This window comes from Hoeflea marina (genome assembly GCF_003182275.1).
Classification (GTDB): domain Bacteria; phylum Pseudomonadota; class Alphaproteobacteria; order Rhizobiales; family Rhizobiaceae; genus Hoeflea; species Hoeflea marina.
The window spans coordinates 89,138-104,881 of record NZ_QGTR01000005.1; the positions used below are offsets into that span (position 1 = coordinate 89,138).

At 65.5% G+C, this 15,744-nt stretch carries 17 protein-coding genes; 8 read left to right on the top strand and 9 right to left on the bottom strand.

Translation table 11 applies throughout. From position 1 onward, the window contains the following. Window positions 1-26: 26 nt before the first annotated feature. Window positions 27-803 carry a DUF3108 domain-containing protein gene (locus tag DFR52_RS18665; protein WP_110033537.1) on the bottom strand — a complete coding sequence of 259 codons (777 nt, stop codon included), beginning with the start codon at window positions 801-803 and terminating at the stop codon, window positions 27-29. A gap of 277 nt (window positions 804-1,080) precedes the next feature. Between DFR52_RS18665 and rpmB the strand changes: the two genes are divergently transcribed. Further along, window positions 1,081-1,377 carry a 50S ribosomal protein L28 gene (rpmB, locus tag DFR52_RS18670; RefSeq protein ID WP_110033538.1) on the top strand — a complete coding sequence of 99 codons (297 nt, stop codon included), beginning with the start codon at window positions 1,081-1,083 and terminating at the stop codon, window positions 1,375-1,377. A gap of 84 nt (window positions 1,378-1,461) precedes the next feature. Continuing rightward, window positions 1,462-2,091, top strand: a complete 630-nt coding sequence (locus DFR52_RS18675; protein ID WP_245415400.1) for a queuosine precursor transporter — start codon at window positions 1,462-1,464, stop codon at window positions 2,089-2,091. 30 nt (window positions 2,092-2,121) lie between these two features. Here the strand turns inward: DFR52_RS18675 and DFR52_RS18680 are convergent, their stop codons facing one another. The 4 genes from DFR52_RS18680 to DFR52_RS18695 all read right to left on the bottom strand — a co-directional run bounded on the left by DFR52_RS18680 (window position 2,122) and on the right by DFR52_RS18695 (window position 7,001). Continuing rightward, on the bottom strand, window positions 2,122-3,147 hold the full coding sequence (locus tag DFR52_RS18680) for an esterase-like activity of phytase family protein (RefSeq protein ID WP_110033540.1): 1,026 nt from the start codon (window positions 3,145-3,147) through the stop codon (window positions 2,122-2,124). Further along, window positions 3,147-5,045 carry a cobaltochelatase subunit CobT gene (gene cobT / locus DFR52_RS18685; RefSeq protein WP_110033541.1) on the bottom strand — a complete coding sequence of 633 codons (1,899 nt, stop codon included), beginning with the start codon at window positions 5,043-5,045 and terminating at the stop codon, window positions 3,147-3,149. Before cobT ends, DFR52_RS18680 begins: the two co-directional genes overlap by 1 nt. Before the next feature lie 8 nt (window positions 5,046-5,053). Beyond that, window positions 5,054-6,049 carry a cobaltochelatase subunit CobS gene (gene cobS, locus DFR52_RS18690; RefSeq protein ID WP_110033542.1) on the bottom strand — a complete coding sequence of 332 codons (996 nt, stop codon included), beginning with the start codon at window positions 6,047-6,049 and terminating at the stop codon, window positions 5,054-5,056. Between the two features lie 331 nt (window positions 6,050-6,380). Continuing rightward, window positions 6,381-7,001: a J domain-containing protein gene (locus DFR52_RS18695; RefSeq protein ID WP_110033543.1), complete on the bottom strand. Its 621-nt coding sequence runs from the start codon at window positions 6,999-7,001 to the stop codon at window positions 6,381-6,383. A 166-nt stretch (window positions 7,002-7,167) separates the two neighbouring features. On the opposite strand from DFR52_RS18695, the gene DFR52_RS18700 reads away from it, so the two are divergent. Then, a complete protein-coding gene (locus DFR52_RS18700) occupies window positions 7,168-7,449 on the top strand; it encodes a BolA family protein (RefSeq protein WP_110033544.1) in 282 nt (93 codons plus the stop codon). 42 nt (window positions 7,450-7,491) lie between these two features. Here the strand turns inward: DFR52_RS18700 and DFR52_RS18705 are convergent, their stop codons facing one another. The 3 genes from DFR52_RS18705 to DFR52_RS18715 are packed head-to-tail and all read right to left on the bottom strand — an operon-like array spanning window position 7,492 to window position 10,504. Continuing rightward, complete coding sequence (locus DFR52_RS18705; protein ID WP_110033545.1) at window positions 7,492-8,787, bottom strand: HlyC/CorC family transporter; 1,296 nt, start codon at window positions 8,785-8,787, stop codon at window positions 7,492-7,494. After that, a complete protein-coding gene (gene aroB / locus DFR52_RS18710) occupies window positions 8,784-9,899 on the bottom strand; it encodes a 3-dehydroquinate synthase (RefSeq protein WP_110033546.1) in 1,116 nt (371 codons plus the stop codon). The genes DFR52_RS18705 and aroB overlap by 4 nt, the downstream gene beginning before the upstream one ends. Beyond that, window positions 9,896-10,504 (bottom strand): shikimate kinase, encoded by a 609-nt coding sequence (locus DFR52_RS18715; protein WP_110033547.1) that lies wholly within the window; start codon window positions 10,502-10,504, stop codon window positions 9,896-9,898. Before DFR52_RS18715 ends, aroB begins: the two co-directional genes overlap by 4 nt. Before the next feature lie 225 nt (window positions 10,505-10,729). Between DFR52_RS18715 and DFR52_RS18720 the strand changes: the two genes are divergently transcribed. The 5 genes from DFR52_RS18720 (at window position 10,730) to DFR52_RS18740 (ending at window position 14,576) form a co-directional block, all read left to right on the top strand. Further along, the gene (locus DFR52_RS18720; protein ID WP_110033548.1) at window positions 10,730-10,873 is read left to right on the top strand and encodes a histidine kinase; all 144 of its coding nucleotides are present in this window, start codon (window positions 10,730-10,732) and stop codon (window positions 10,871-10,873) included. 42 nt (window positions 10,874-10,915) lie between these two features. Continuing rightward, entirely contained in the window at window positions 10,916-11,893 is a 978-nt protein-coding gene (gene xerD, locus DFR52_RS18725) for a site-specific tyrosine recombinase XerD (protein WP_110033549.1), read from the top strand. A 77-nt stretch (window positions 11,894-11,970) separates the two neighbouring features. Next, on the top strand, window positions 11,971-12,927 hold the full coding sequence (locus DFR52_RS18730; protein ID WP_110033550.1) for an acetyl-CoA carboxylase carboxyltransferase subunit alpha: 957 nt from the start codon (window positions 11,971-11,973) through the stop codon (window positions 12,925-12,927). 162 nt (window positions 12,928-13,089) lie between these two features. Then, entirely contained in the window at window positions 13,090-14,334 is a 1,245-nt protein-coding gene (locus DFR52_RS18735; RefSeq protein WP_110033551.1) for a L,D-transpeptidase family protein, read from the top strand. Next, on the top strand, window positions 14,334-14,576 hold the full coding sequence (locus tag DFR52_RS18740; RefSeq protein WP_110033552.1) for a sulfurtransferase TusA family protein: 243 nt from the start codon (window positions 14,334-14,336) through the stop codon (window positions 14,574-14,576). Before DFR52_RS18735 ends, DFR52_RS18740 begins: the two co-directional genes overlap by 1 nt. 9 nt (window positions 14,577-14,585) lie before the next feature. On the opposite strand, the gene DFR52_RS18745 is transcribed toward DFR52_RS18740, so the two are convergent. Beyond that, entirely contained in the window at window positions 14,586-15,743 is a 1,158-nt protein-coding gene (locus DFR52_RS18745; RefSeq protein WP_110033553.1) for a CobW family GTP-binding protein, read from the bottom strand. Window position 15,744 lies beyond the last annotated feature (1 nt).

Below are 15,744 nucleotides of genomic sequence, written 5' to 3' on the forward strand. Positions count from 1 at the left end.
CCAGGTTCGACCGGGCCGGCTGGTCGTCAGAAGAGTGTGGCCGACACGGTCACCTGGCCGATCTTGGTCGGAACCTTGGCATAGACCGGCGCGTAGTAGCCCTTGTCCGCGTTCTTGGCGAACCAGACCTCCATCGTCGTCAGCTTGCGCAGATATTCGAGAGAATCGTTGCCCTTGCGGTAACCGCCCTTCGGCACGATCCGCACCGAGCAGACGACCACGTCGCCGGAGAAGCCCTTGGTCGAGAACGGCCGCACCCCCTTCATGCCGAGCACCAGATCCATCCGCGATTCGCCGTCGAAGATCGGCAGGGTGCGCGGGCAGACCGGACCGGTTGCCGGAATGATCAGGCTCGAGAGCGGATCGAGCACGGAACGCATGTGCGAATCGGCCAGCGGCACCCAGTTGGCGCCGCGCCGCTTCTTTTCCTCCGGCAACCGCACAGTCGACTGCACATTGCCGTTCCGCATCCGCATCTCGGTGCTGTGCGTCTTCCGGCCGCTGGTGTAGGAGAACGCGAAACGCGACGCCACCAGCCGATCGGTTCCGATCCGGCCCTTCACCTCGGCGGTGCCGCGCGTCTTCTCGAAGATGTCGGCCAGCGCCGATGTCCGCATCCTGCCGGAGATCTGGTACTCCTTGCCCTTGACCACCGTGGTGAAGTCAAGATCGGCAATCGGCAGCCCGAGCAGCGTGACCGAATAGCTGGTCCGGTTTTCGATGGTGTCCGCGGTGGCCGGCAGTTGCGCCAGTCCGACGGCCATCGCCGCCACCGCCAACCGTGATATGAATGCGTATCGCATGGAATGATCCAGAAATGGTGCCGCCGGGTTTCCCGGTCATGCGCGTCCCTACGCCACGCCCTTGCCGCCATATTGCGGCGAATATGGGTCGATGCCGGAAAAATGCCGTCACTGCGCCGGCTGGAGCAGAATCCGGCCGGTTTGAGTGCCATGCGGCTTGACGCGGGAAGCTGGTGTGACTATAGACACCCGACTTTCCGATAAAGGCCTGTGGTCAATTGGGCGAGCGCGATTGCGGCTCCGCCATTGGGCAGGCATAGAGAAAATAGGTGCATATATGTCCCGCAGCTGTGAATTGACCGGCAAAGGCGTGCAGTCAGGCAACAATGTCAGCCATGCAAACAACAGGACCCGTCGCCGGTTCCTGCCCAATTTGTGCAGCGTCACGTTGATCTCCGACGCGCTTGGCCAGAGCTACCGCCTTCGGGTTTCCGCCAATGCCTTGCGCACTGTCGAGCACCGCGGCGGCCTCGATGCCTTCCTTGCCAAGGCAAGCGAGACCGAACTGTCGATGCGCGCCCGTCTTCTCAAGCGCCAGATCGCCAAGAAGCTCCAGGAAAAGACCGCCGCCTGAGGCTGTCGCTTCCGTATCGCACTTATGGCGGGCCTGTGGCCCGCCTTTCATTTTCCGCTGGTGGCATCAACCCAGGATAAAAAAATGCAGATCCTCAGACCCGTATTCCCGTTCATGATCCTGATGGCAGCCATCGTGGCCGCGTCGAACTATCTGGTCCAGTTTCCCGTCGAGGGCATGCTGGGCGGGATCAATCTTGCCGACATCCTCACCTGGGGCGCCTTCACCTATCCGGTGGCCTTCCTCGTCACGGACCTCACCAACCGGCGCTTCGGCCCCCGGGCGGCGCGCCTCGTCGTCGCCGCCGGCTTTGTCATGGCCGTCGCACTGTCGATCTGGCTCGCCTCGCCGCGCATCGCCATCGCCTCCGGCAGTGCCTTCCTGGCCGCGCAGCTCCTCGACGTGTCGATCTTCGACCGGCTTCGCAACCGGATCTGGTGGCTGCCGCCCTTCGTCTCGACAGTCTTCGGCTCCTGCCTCGACACCGTCATCTTCTTTGGGCTGGCATTCTCGCAGGCCGCCAACGGCATTGGCCCGGGCGATGCCTTCGCCACCGAAGTCGCGCCGCTGATGGGAGCATTCGCCCTGGAAGCGCCGCGCTGGGTGTCCTGGGCGCTCGGCGACCTCGCGGTCAAGCTATGCGTCGGCCTGGCCATGCTGGCACCCTATGGCGCGCTGCTGCCCACCCTGCTGCCGCGCTCGCAGCGGCAGTAGCCATGAGCGCCGGCCGGCGATCCCGGGCGGTTACCACCCGGATATGTCGAGCTTGAACTCCAGCATCAGGTTGCGCTGCAGGATCGAGTGATTGTCGTCGGAAACCAGCGTCAGGAACACCTGACCCCCGGCGTCCGAGGTCACGTCCAGACCTTCCATGTTGTCGATCTGGTAGCCGAAATCCGCCTCCAGCAGCGCTTCTCCGTCCACGGTGGCCCCCGGCTTGATGCTGTCGCCACCGATGCGGCGAATGCGCATGCCGATGCCTTCGGCGATCGAGAACCGCCGCTCCAGCAGGATCAGGTCGCCGTTGGGCAGGAAATCGCCGTCGGTGATGTCGAAGGGCGGATGCCGCTTGACGAAGAACACGCCGGCCCTGTCGCCGCCGAGAATGGCCCCGAACTGGTCCCCCGCCGCATTCAGGCTCCGCTCCGAGACCGCCACCAGGGCGCCGTCAAGCGGCGAGCCGGCGGGCGGCACCGCGATGGTCTCGATGCCGCGGTTGCCGCGCAATTCCTCGAGGGGAATGAGCAGCGGCACGCTGCCGGTCGGCCGCGAGGCGGCGGGACTGTCGGCCGAATAGACATCGATCCGGTGCCGCCGCTCGAAACTGACCAGGGCCCTCCCGCCGCTGATGGCGAGACCTTCGGCGTCGAAGCGCCACTTCTCGTCGGAGGCGTCGCCGTTCGCGTCCAGGATCGGCGCGACCGAAAAATCCTCGATGCCCACCGGCTTGCCGGCCGCATCGCGGACGATCCGGCCCGCATACCAGTGGCCGGTGTCCATGACGCCGAGGAACTTGCTGCGGTCGTCCGACAGCCGGATCGCCGACATCGCGCCGAGAGCGCTGCTCGAGGCTGTCAGTTCCAGCCCGCCGATGAAGTCGAGACGCCCGAAGCGGGTTTCGGTCGAGCCGACCTTGAAATGGTCGATGGTCCGCGCGCTGATGCCGAGGGCCATCGGCTCCGCAGGCGAAAGCGTCGTTCCGGCGAGCAGCAGCGAGACGACGACGGCAGCCAGTCGCGATGCTGGCCGGATCGCGGGCCTGGTTGCCATCAGGCCCTGCGCCGGCCGCGCCGGCCGCCGGGTGCCTGGGCTTCATCGGTGAACAGTTCCGCCAGTTGCTCGGTCATCGCGCCCGCCAGTTCCTCGGCATCGACGATGGTGACCGCGCGCCGGTAGTAGCGGGTCACATCGTGGCCGATGCCGATGGCGAGCAGTTCCACCGGCGAACGGGTTTCGATCTCCTCGATGACGGCGCGCAGATGCCGTTCGAGATAATTGCCGGGATTGACCGACAGTGTCGAATCGTCGACCGGAGCGCCATCCGAGATCATCATCAGGATGCGGCGCTGTTCGGGCCGGCGCAGCAGCCGCGAATGGGCCCAGATCAGCGCCTCGCCATCGATGTTCTCCTTGAGCAGCCCCTCGCGCATCATCAGCCCGAGATTGCGCCGCGCCCGGCGCCAGGGCGCATCCGCCGACTTGTAGACAATGTGGCGCAGATCGTTGAGCCGGCCCGGCGTCGCCGGTTTGCCGCCGTTGAGCCACTTCTCGCGGCTCTGGCCGCCCTTCCAGGCCTTGGTGGTGAAGCCCAGCAGTTCCACCTTGACGCCGCAGCGTTCGAGCGTGCGCGCCAGGATGTCGGCGCAGGTGGCGGCGACCGTGATCGGGCGTCCTCGCATCGAGCCGGAATTGTCGATGAGCAGCGTCACCACGGTGTCGCGAAAATTGGTGTCGCGCTCCATCTTGAACGACAGCGGCTGCATCGGGTCGATGATCATCCGTGTCAGCCTGGCCGCGTCGAGATAGCCCTCTTCGAGATCGAAGTCCCAAGCGCGGTTCTGCTGCGCCATCAGCTTGCGCTGCAGCCGGTTGGCAAGCCGCCCGACCACGCCCTGCAGATGCGCCAGCTGCTTGTCGAGAAAGGCCCGGAGCCGGTCGAGTTCGGCGGTGTCGCAGAGATCCTCGGCTGAGATCTCCTCGTCGAACTCCTCGGTAAACACCCGGTAGTCGACACGCTCGTTGAGGTCGGAAAACGGCTGATTCGGCTTGCGCGTCTCGCCCGGGGTCTCGGCATCCTCGTCGCTTTCGTCCAGGGTCTCGTCGTCGGACACCTCGGCGCCGTCCATTTCGCCCGAATCCATCTGCTCATCGGCGGATTCGTTCTCGTCGGCGGGAGCGGCGTCGGAGCCGGCTTCCTCGTCGCTGCCCTGCTCGTTCTCTTCCTCGCTGCGCGGCTGGTCCTCGGCGCTGGAGTCATCCTCGTCCTGGGTCGATTCGTCGTCGCCGTAATCCTCGGCCATTTCCATCGCCGACAGCAGTTCGCGGATCGACCGGGCGAAGGCCTGCTGGTCGTTGAGGGAGGCGGACAGGGAGTCAAGCGGCTTGGATGCCTTCGCCTCGACCCACTCCCGCCACAGATCGACCACCTGCCCGGAGGATTTGGGCGGCTTGAGGCCGGTGAGCTTTTCGCGCACCATCAGCGCCAGGGCCTCCTCGAGCGGCGCGTCTTCGCGCCGGGCGATGGCGCCGTAATTGGCCTTCTGGTACTTGTCATCGAGCATCGAGGTGATGTTGGCCGCCACGCCGGTCATGCGCTGGGCGCCGATGGATTCGACTCGCGCCTGCTCGACCGCATCATAGACCGCGCGCGCCTCGGCGCCCTGCGGCGCCATGCTGGCGTGGAGACGGTTGTCGTGGCAGGCCTTGCGCAATGCCATGGAATCGCCCAGTCCGCGGGTGACTGAGATGTCCTGCTGCGTCGGCCGCTTCGGAAGCTCGGGCAGCCGCACGGTCTCGCCGGCCAGCCCCGGCCTGTCATTCGAAAACGACACTTCCAGCTCGTGATCGCCGGCAATCGCCCGCACGCACCCCGTCAACGCCCTCTTGAACGGCTCGGTGTCGACGGTGCCGGTGGGCCTCACCCGGGAATTGTCGCCACGTCCGGCCATGCGGTGCCTCAGGCTGTTGCGTCGAGGACGATGTTGGCGGTGCTTTCCTTCAGCTCGACTCCGAAGGCACGCTGATAGTGCTCGGCCACAAGCGAGCGCTCGAGTTCATCGCACTTGTTGAGGAAGGTCAGCCGGAAGGCCATCGCGACGTCGCCGAAGATGGCGGCGTTCTCGGCCCACATGATCACGGTGCGCGGGCTCATCACGGTCGACAGGTCGCCGTTGACGAAGGATGAGCGCGTCATGTCGGCCACGCGAACCATGCGCGAGATCGTCTCGCGGCCTTCCCTGGCGGCAAAATCCTTCACCTTGGCGGCGACAATATCGACTTCCTTGTCATGCGGGAGGTAGTTGAGCGTGGTGACGATGGACCAGCGGTCCATCTGCGCCTGGTTGATCTGCTGCGTGCCGTGATAGAGACCGGTCGTGTCGCCGAGGCCGACCGTGTTGGCGGTGGCAAACAGCCGGAAAGCCGGATGCGGCCGGATCACGCGGCTCTGGTCGAGCAGGGTCAAGCGGCCGGAGGACTCCAGCACCCGCTGGATGACGAACATCACGTCGGGGCGACCGGCGTCGTATTCATCGAAGACCAGCGCCACATTGTGCTGGTAAGCCCAGGGCAATATGCCGTCCTTGAACTCGGTGATCTGCAGGCCGTCGCGGACGACGATGGCGTCCTTGCCGACGAGATCGATGCGGCTGACATGGCTGTCAAGGTTGACGCGGACGCAGGGCCAGTTCAGCCGCGCCGCGACCTGTTCGATATGGGTCGACTTGCCAGTGCCGTGATAGCCGGAGACCATGACGCGGCGATTGTGGGCAAAGCCCGCCAGGATCGCCAGCGTCGTGTCGCGGTCGAACAGATAATCCGGATCGAGATCGGGAACATAGGAATCGCGCGTCTTGTAGGCCGGCACGGTGAAGTCGGCATCGATGCCGAAGACCTCCCGAACGCTAACGGTGGTATCGGGCAGATTGGTGATATCGAGGTCGATCTTGCTCATCATGTCTCCACGGCCGCGGCCTCAGCCAGTCGGTCATATTTTGCAGGCGGTTAGCTTTAATACCAATTCGCGGCATTGAAAACCCATTGCGCCGGTCCGGTACCGTCTTGGAACGGGAGCTTGCCGGCCCGCGGCCACCGGCCGCGCCAGACTCCGTGACATGTCCGGGGCGCCGAACCCGGCCCGCCCGCGGCGCCCGATGCGACTGCATCCGGCGCTGTCACCCGCCGGTGGCACCCAGGGCGCCATCGGAGGTCTTGCTCCTCGCCGCTGTCTGGGACATTCCGGCGCAACAGGCACCCTTCAGGGGCGCTTGATACTGATTGATCGCTTAGCAGAAACCCGACTGCTTTAACAACTGGTAGGCCTGGATTACGGCGCGAAAACGGTCTTCGGATCCGCGGTCGCCGCCATTGGCGTCGGGGTGGTGCTGCTTGACCAGTTCCTTGTAGCGACTCTTGATTTCGGTCGGCGTCGAATTAGCCGCCATTCCGAGCGTGTCGAAGGCCTTCTGCTCCAGCGACTTGACCTTTCGCTGCCGGAGCGGCGCGCGCGCGCGCTGGGTTTCGTTGAAGAGCCCCAGCGGATCGCGGATCCGGGCCTGCGATGCGGCTGAACCCGACCGGGCGGTGGACTGCTGCGGACCGCCTCGGGCGGCGCGATTGACGCCCATGCCCCAGGTCGGACGGTGGCCGGTCAGCGCTTCCTTCTGGTAGCGCGCGATCTCCGAATCCGACAGTCCCGAGAAGTAGTTGTAGCCCTTGTTGTAGGCGCGGACGTGGTCGAAGCAGAACAGGAAATACTGCCCGTCCGCGTCCCGGCCGACAGGCGCGCGATGAACGCCGTTCTCCTCGCATCCGTCCCACTGGCACGTCGGCGTCGTCGGCTCGGCCGGTCGTTCGCCGCGGCGTCCGACACGGATGCGGTCAAAATATTTTGATTCGAGTTTCATGCTGAGATTATGGTGTCCAGGACAACGGGCTACAAGGATTGACAGGGATGATTCAGACTGCGTACCCCGTCTGTGGCGAGAATGCCACCACAATCCGGCGGCACGCAGCAGGCCGGAGCGGTCGCATGCGGCCTTGCCGGAACCGACCCCGAACAGGAGCGACACCATGACACGCCAGCAGCGCATCGAAACCGCCCTTCAGGCAACATTCGACCCCGAAAGGCTGACGGTCATCAACGAAAGCCATCTTCACGCCGGTCATCAGCCGCACTTCGACGGCAGCGGCGAATCGCATTTTCGGGTCCGAATGCAAAGCGCCGGCTTTACCGGCCTCAGCCGGATCGACCGGCATCGGGCCGTCAATGCGGCGCTGAAGGCGGAATTCGACGGCGGCCTGCACGCCTTGGCCGTCGAGGCCGCGGCGCCCGGCGAGACCACCCGCTGGTGAACGGCGGACGCGGATCGGCGCGAGTGCGGCCTCTCGCCCGGCTTACACCGTATCGGTCGAGCGGATCCTGAGCCGCGTGATGCGGTTCTTCTCCCGTTTCATGACGATGAAGCGCTTGCCGTGAAAAGTGAAGGACTGCTTTTCCTCCGGAATGATCTGGCTCTCGTGGATCACCAGGCCGGCCACGGTGGTGGCCTCGTCGTCGGGCAGCGACCATTCCAGCGCCCGGTTGAGGTCTCTGATCGAGACCTGGCCGTCGACCACGACGGAGCCGTCAGCCTCCTGGCGCAGGCCCTGGACATCGATGTCGTGCTCGTCGGCTATGTCGCCGACGATCTCCTCGAGGATGTCCTCGAGCGTCACCAGGCCCTCCACCTCGCCGTATTCGTCGACCACGATGGCGATGTGGGCCTTGCGCCGCAGGAAGGCGTTGAGCTGGTCGGGCACGCTCGTGGTATCGGGCACGAACCATGGCTTCTGCGACAGTTTGACGATGTCGATGCGCGAGCGGTCGTTCCCCAACTCGGACAGCGACCGCAGCAGGTCCTTGGCATGGATGATGCCGATGATGTTGTCGGTGGTGCCGCGCCAGATCGGGATGCGTGTGTAGGGGCTGTCGAGCACGGCCCGGACATTGGCGTCGGGCGTCTCGTCGGCGTTGAGCATCCGCATCGCGGTGCGGTGGATCATCACATCCGACACTTCGAGTTCGCTGAGATCGAGCACCCCGCCGAGGCGATCGCGGTCGGCCTTGATCACCGACCCCTCCCGGTGCAGCAGATCGACCGCGCCACGGATTTCCTCATGCGCAGGCAGCAGAGATGTCTCCGCCGACAGGTGCACGCCCACCAGCGAGAGGATGAAGCGGACGATGACGTTGACGAGGCCCGCCAGCGGTCCGACCACGATGACGAACAGATTGACCACCGGCGCGACGAACATCGCGAAGCGGTCGGGCGCCGCGATCGCCCAGCTCTTCGGCAGGACTTCGGCGAAGATCACCAAGAGCACGGTCATCGCGATGGTCGCATAGATCACGCCGGTGTCGCCGAAAAGCTTCAGGAGCAGGCTGGTGGCCAGCGCCGAGGACAGGATGTTGACGAGATTGTTGCCGATCAGCAGAGCGCCGATCAGGCGGTCGCGGCGGGAGATCAGCCGGTTGACGATGCCGGCCCGCATCTCGCCGTTGATTTCCAGCGAGTGCATCCGGGCCCGCGACGCGGCGGTCAGCGCCGTCTCCGACCCGGAGAAAAATCCGGACAGGCCGATCAGGGCCAGGATGATGATGATCGTCACCCAATTTTCCAGGATGACCGTGGTGACGTTCGCAAATGTCATGATGCGCGTTTTTCCTCGAGGAACCGGAAGACTTCACTGGGAGGAACATCGTCGGCGATGAAGGACGCGCCGATTCCCCGCGTCAGGATGAAGGTCAGGGCGCCGCGTTGGACCTTCTTGTCCTGGCCGATATGGTCCATCAGCATATCGGTGGTGGGCAGGCCGCCTTCAATATCGGAGAGTCTGGTGGGAAGTCCCACCGCCCTGAGGTGCCTGGACACGCGATGTGCATCGTCGGGACTGGCAAGATTCATGCGGGCGGAGAATTCATAAGCCAGCACCATGCCGATGGCGACACCCTCGCCATGCACCAGCCGGCGGCTGTCGTAGCCCGTCGCCGCCTCCAGCGCATGACCGAATGTATGGCCGAGATTGAGCAGCGCCCGGGCACCGGATTCGCGCTCGTCGGCGATCACGACATCCGCCTTTGCCTGGCAGCTGATGGCGATGGCCTGCGCCCGTTCGGGCCCGCCGGCGAAAACCGCCTGCCAGTTGCGTTCCAGCCACTCGAAGAAGTCCGGCTTGTCGATCAGTCCGTACTTCGCCATTTCGGCGTAGCCGGCACGGAACTCCCGTTTCGACAGCGTATCGAGCACATCCGTGTCTGCCAGCACCAGGTCGGGCTGGTGGAAGACGCCGATCAGGTTCTTGCCGTGGGCGGTGTTGATGCCGGTCTTGCCGCCCACCGAGGAATCCACCTGCGCCAGCAGACTGGTGGGGACCTGGATGAAGCGCATGCCGCGACGGACGATGCCGGCGGCAAAGCCGCTGAGGTCGCCGATGACCCCGCCACCGAGCGCCACCACGGCGTCGCCCCGCTCGAGCCGGGACTCGAGGATGTGGTCGCAGACCCGGATCAACTCCTCGAACCGCTTGGTCTTCTCGCCGGCCGGCAGCACCAGTGGCGAGGCGTCGATGCCGGCCTCGCCGAGGCTCGCCAGGAGCGGCTGCAGATGCAGACCGGCGACGGTCTCGTCGGTGACCACGGCGACGCGCAGGCCCTTGCGCCGGGCGGCGATCTCCGCGCCGGCGCGCGCGATAAGCCCGGCGCCGATGACGATGTCATAGGCCCGGCCTTCCAGGGGCACCTTCACGATCTGTGGGTGGCTCATGCCAGCTTTTCCTGTTCCTGGGCCTTTGTCGCGCGCGCATGCGCTGCGAGGCTGGCGATCACCTCGGCCGCGATCGCCTCCTTGGGCACGTCGCGCGACTGAACGGTCAGATCGGCGGCCGCGTAGATGGGATAGCGGATATCGAGCAGCTTCGACAGGGTGGCCCGGGGATTTTCGGTTTTCAGCAGCGGCCGGCTGTCGCGCTTGGACACCCGCTCCCACAGCACGTCGAGATCCGCCTTGAGCCACACCGAAAAGCCGCTGCGCAACACCAGGGCGCGCGTCTCCTCGTTGATGAAGGCGCCGCCGCCTGTCGACAGCACCCGCGGGCCAGTCTTAAGGAGTCGCTTGATGACCCGGGCTTCGAGCGCCCGGAACTCCGGCTCGCCATAGGCCTGGAACAGTTCAGGCACGCTCATGCGCGAGACCCGTTCGATTTCATGGTCCGAATCGACAAATGGGATATTGAGGCCCTGGGCGACCAGCCGGCCGACCGCCGATTTGCCGGCTCCCATCAGTCCGACAAACACCAGATTGCGGCGCCCCAGCAAGCGGCGCGCAGTTTCGATGTCGCCCGGTGGCGTGCTGTCGTCTGTGCCTGTCACACCAGGGTCTCCCGCCCCTCGTCTTCGCCGCCGAACCCCTGCCGCCGAGGGCGACCGCCGGGGTCCCGGCCATCTGGCCTATCCCTATTGAGGAATGTCGTCCTGACGTCAAGCGCGGCCTGCGGGGCCGGCCGGGATCGGGTCCGGTCTGCCCGTTCCCATGCGGAGCCTTGAACTGATGGCCAACCTGCCGCATAACGCGCCCATGACATGCCAGGAGACGCCATGCCCTCCCTGTTCCGGTTTCTAGTTCTGTGCGCCCTGCTGGCCGGGATCGTCTATGGCGTCATGTTTGCGCTGGTTCTCTACGTGCAGCCGACGGAACGCGACATCACCATCCGGATCCCGACCGAGAAACTCAATCCCTGAACCCGGGCCGGACCATCAGGCCGGGCCTTGCGAGGCAATCGAATGCGCGATCTGAGCGCCGCCCATGCCGAAGCGTTTCTCGAGATGATGAGCGCCGAGCGCGGCGCCGCCGCCAACACGCTGGAGGCCTACCGCCGCGACCTTGACGAGGCCGCACGCTTTCTGGCCGCCGCCGGATCGTCCCTGACCCAGGCGGCTTCGGAACAGATCCGCGACCTCATCGCCGATCTCGCCGACCGCGGCTTTGCCGCCACCACGCAGGCGCGGCATCTTTCGGCGCTGCGCCAGTTCTACAGGTTTCTGCACGCCGAAGGCATTCGCGCGGATGATCCAACCGGCGTCATCGAGTCACCGCGCAAGGCCCGGTCGTTGCCGAAGATCCTCAGCGTCGAGGAGGTCTCGCGGCTGATCGCGCGGGCTGAGGCCGATGTCGGCGAGGCGGCGGACGCGGCGGAAGCGTTGCAGCGGATCCGCTTCCGGGCGCTGTTCGAGCTTCTCTATGCGACCGGCATGCGCGTGAGCGAACTGGTCGGACTGCCGGCGCGCGTCATGGCCGAGGGAGGCCGGTTTCTCATCGTCCGCGGCAAGGGCAACAAGGAGCGCCTGGTGCCGCTGTCGCGCCCGGCCCGCGCCGCCGTCGAGCAATGGATCGAGGCACGTGACCGCGCCGCCGCCGATGCCGCCGGGGAAGCCGAATGGCTGTTTCCCGCCGGTTCCAGCTCCGGCCACCTCGCCCGTCAGGTTTTTGCCCGCGACCTCAAGGACGTCGCCGCCCGGGCGGGGATAGCCGTCGCAAGGGTCTCGCCGCATGTGCTCCGCCATGCATTCGCCAGCCATTTGCTGGCCAACGGCGCCGACCTTCGGGCGGTGCAGGAATTGCTCGGCCATGCCGACATTTCCACCACCCAGATCTACACTCATGTGCTTGACGAACGCCTCAAGCAACTGGTCAACGAGCATCACCCCCTTGCAAAAACCACAAAGACTCGCGATGTAGCGCCCACCAGCCCGGACAAGTAAAGGGTGACAGGGTCCCGAAACTGCGATTGACTGTGGTCAGACACATTTCAGGCGACCGGCCACAACAGAAAAGACCGATGCACAATTATCTCGATTTTGAAAAACCCATCTCGGACCTCGAAGGCAAGATCCTCGAACTGCGCAAGCTCGCCGCCGAAGATGAGAGCGTTGACACGGCCGACGAGGTCTCCCGCCTGGAGGCACGCGCCCGCGACGCCACGGCGGACATCTATTCGCGCCTCAATCCCTGGCAGAAGACCCAGGTAGCCCGGCATCCGGCGCGGCCGCATTTCCGCGACTATGCGGCCGGCCTGTTCACCGAATTCACGCCGCTGGCCGGAGACCGCAAATTCGGCGAGGACGCCGCCATCCAGGCCGGGTTCGCCCGCTTTCGCGGCAAGCCGATTGCCGTCATCGGCCAGGAAAAGGGCAATGACACCAAATCCCGCATCCGGCACAATTTCGGCTCCGCCCGCCCCGAGGGCTACCGCAAGGCGATCCGCATCATGGAGATGGCCAACCGCTTCGGGCTGCCGGTGGTTACGCTCGTCGACACCGCGGGCGCCTATCCCGGCGTCGGCGCCGAGGAGCGCGGCCAGTCGGAGGCCATCGCACGCTCCACCGAGATGTGTCTCAATCTGAAGGTGCCGCTGGTCTCGGTGATCATCGGCGAAGGCGGCTCCGGTGGCGCCATCGCCATTGCCACCGGCAACCGCGTCTACATGCTCGAACATGCGGTCTACAGCGTGATCTCGCCCGAGGGCGCCGCATCCATCCTGTGGCGCGATTCCACCAGGGCCAAGGACGCCGCCACCGCGATGAAGATCACGGCGGAAGACCTGAACGATCTCGGCATCATCGACGGCATCATCAAGGAACCGGTCGGCGGCGCCCATCGCGACGCCGAGGCGGTCATCGCCCGCACCGGCGACACCATATTCGCCGCGCTGGAATCGCTCGGTCAGAAGAGCGGCGACGAACTCCGCGCCCATCGCCGGGCGAAGTTCCTGCAGATCGGTCGCCAGATCGGCTGACGGCGGCCGCCGCATTGGCGCCACATTCAGACTCTTTTGTGCGCCCGGTGGCGGAGCTTGCGCCGTGGGTAAGGATTCGTGAACCCTGATCACCTTTAATTCGTCCTGCAGACTGGACTTCGCCCTCGGGTGTTCGTCGCCGGTCGTGGATTCAGAGGCACCATGACACCATTGCGCTCATTGTTGATTGTACCGGTTGTGCTGTTCGGCCTCAGCGGCTGCCAGGACGCGCTCGAATCGGTCGGCGACAAGGTCGAGCACCCGCTCCCGGCCAAGCTTGTCAACAAGATGAAGGCCAATGACATGAGCACCCGCTCGCCGATCATGATGCGCATCTTCAAGGAAGAGGGCGTGCTCGAGGTCTGGAAGCAGAAGGGCAATGGCCGCTACGACCGCGTCGCCGAGTACCAGATCTGCAAATGGTCCGGCAAGCTGGGACCCAAGATCAAGGAGGGCGACCGGCAGGCGCCGGAGGGCTACTACCGGATCTACCCCTCGCAGATGAATCCGAAGTCGAACTACTATCTCTCCTTCAACATCGGCTATCCCAACAGCTACGACCGGTCCTACGGCCGCACCGGCTCCAACCTGATGGTGCACGGCGCCTGCTCCTCTGCGGGCTGCTACTCGATGACCGATGAGCAGGTGCTGGAGATCTACGCCTTCGCCCGCGACGCCTTCCGCGGCGGCCAGGAATACTTCCTTGTAGAGGCGCTGCCGTTCCGGATGACGCCGGAAAACATGGCGCGCCACCGCAACGACGAGAACTACGAGTTCTGGAAGATGCTCAAGACCGGCTATGACCAGTTCGAGCTGACCAAACGGCCGCCGAAGGTCGATGTCTGCGACCAGCGCTACGTCTTCAACCAGCAGACCGAATCGCCCGACGCCAAGTTCGCGGCTTCCAGCGCCTGTCCGCCGATGTCGACGCCGCCATCGCTGGCCATGGCCTATCAGGCCTATGAAACCAGCTGGAACGCGCAGTTTCTCAAGGCCGTGGAAAAGGTCGACAAGGAAGAGGCCAAGCGCCTGGCCGCGGCTGAAGCGAAGGCGAAGGCCGAAGAGAAGCGTGCCGAGGCCGAGGCTGCCCGCGTCGCCCGCGCCGAGGCCGCCGCCGCGTCGCCCTCGCCGATCGCCAGCCTGTTCGCGCTTCCCGGACAATCAAATGCTGCCGCGGCGACCGCTGCCGCAGATCCGGGACAGCTGCAGGAGTCGGCACCCTCGGCGGTCTCCGCGAATGCCGCCGTGTCGGCAGATGCCCCCGTGCCGGCAGTGTCCGATATTCCCGTCCCCGTCGCCAATCCGCTCGAGCAGGCCGATGCAGCCGTGGCGGTGGCGTCACCCGCGCCTGCGCAGGCCCCGCCACCGCAGGGCATGAAGCCGTTCTGGAAGCTCTGGAGCAAGTAGTGGAGCAGCCCGCGGCGACCGAGACGATCGACCTGCGCGGGCTCAAATGTCCGCTGCCGGTGTTGAGGACCCGCCGGCATCTGCGCGACCTGGCCGCAGGCAGCCTGTTGCGGATCGAGACCACCGACCCGCTCTCGGTCATCGACATTCCGCACCTCTGCCGCGAGGACGGCCACAGGCTGGTGTCCTCCGCGCCACTCGAAGGCGGCCACAGCTTCCTGATCGAGAAGGCCTGGGAATAGGGTTTGAGATCAGCGCCGCCGCGGCGAGCCGCCGGGTATCGCCAGGGGATTGTCCATCAGCGCGGCGCTGTCGGGCCGTCCGATATCGGGCTCGTCGCTGAAGGCGGCAAACAGCTCGGACACAAACCCCGCAGGCATGTCGCGGGTGATCACCACAAGCCTGGTCTCGGGCCCTGCGCCGTCCGGCCAGCGGGCGAGCCGCACCGGTTCGGCCATCAGCGACTGCACGCAATGCACCACCACCGGGCGGGACGGATCGTCGCTCAGCTTGACGATTCCCTTCATGCGCAGCAGGTTCGGGCCGTGAGCCGAGCGCAGCAGGTCGAGGAACATGGAGAGCGCCATCTGCGAGATCGGCCGCGAAGTCACCAGGCTGTCTGACCTGATCGAGGCGTCGTGGCGGTTGACCTCGTGGGCGTGCTGGTGGGAATGACCGGCGTGATCATGACCCTGATGGTGGCCGTGATCGTGCCCGCCGTCGTGATGCCCGTGCCCCGCGCCGAGCCAGCGGGCGACATCGAGGGACTTGCGCGCTGGATCGTAGGCGCCGAGGTCGAACAGGCTCCCGGGGGCGAGGTCGCCGTCGCCATCAAGAAGCTCTGCCTGCGGATTGAATATCCTTAGCCGGCTTCGGATTTCGCCCGACGCATCGCCGGAGACCATCTTGGTCAGCACCAGTCGGTCGGCGACCGCCACCTGCCGCCGGGCCTCCTCGTGCAGGTCCAGCGTCGACATGCCGTTGACCGCATCGACGACGGTGACGATGCCCTCCAGCCTGTAGGACTGCGCCAGCGCCGGGTTGCCCATGACCGCCTGCATCACCGGCACCGGATCGGCGAGCCCGGTAGTCTCGACGATCACCCGCGAAAACGGCCGCACCCGGCCTGTCTGCATCCGGTCCATCAGATCGGCCAGCGTATCGACCAGTTCACCGCGCACCGTGCAGCAGAGGCAGCCGTCCGACAGCTCTATGATGCCGTCGCCGGACTGCTCGACCAGCAGGTGGTCGATCCCGACATCACCGAACTCGTTGATGATGACCGCGGCATCGGAGAGGAATGGCGTCCGGATGACGCGGTTGAGCAGCGTCGTCTTGCCGGCGCCGAGAAAGCCCGTGAGAATGCAGACCGGAATCTGCCGCGGCGCCGTCCAGGAGGGCTGGCTCATG